We start from the raw sequence: 352 nt of genomic DNA, 5'->3' as shown, positions 1-352 counted from the left end.
CTAACACCACCCGTTTTCACTTGCGTTTGTGAAATAGCTTCCCATGGCAAGCGAATTGAGCCTAAACCTGTACGGATACTGGTTACGTTTAAGCCATTAAAGTAATAACCATTTTCAGCTGCTGATGAACCACCAAAGCTTGAAGCACCATTAAAACTTGCGCCACCCGGTGCCGCTGTACCTGGAGCTAATAACGCAATACTTTCAAAACCAGTGTTTACTGGCATAGCTTTTAATTCAGCATCACTGAATGTTAGACCTGAAGTAGACGAAGCCATATCTACACGGCGAATGGCGGATCCCGTAACAGCAATTCGCTCAATATCACTACCGGCTTTATATAATTGTGCAT

The 352-nt window shown here is 43.8% G+C and carries 1 pseudogene; it reads right to left on the bottom strand.

From position 1 onward, the window contains the following. A pseudogene (locus tag CWB80_RS21765) lies at positions 1 to 352 on the bottom strand (TonB-dependent receptor); the annotation flags it as partial.

The organism is Pseudoalteromonas sp. S1650 (genome assembly GCF_005887195.1).
Classification (GTDB): Bacteria; Pseudomonadota; Gammaproteobacteria; order Enterobacterales; family Alteromonadaceae; genus Pseudoalteromonas; species Pseudoalteromonas simplex.
Note: the sequence above shows the minus strand (reverse complement) of the source record. Positions and strands in the feature narration are given on the sequence as shown.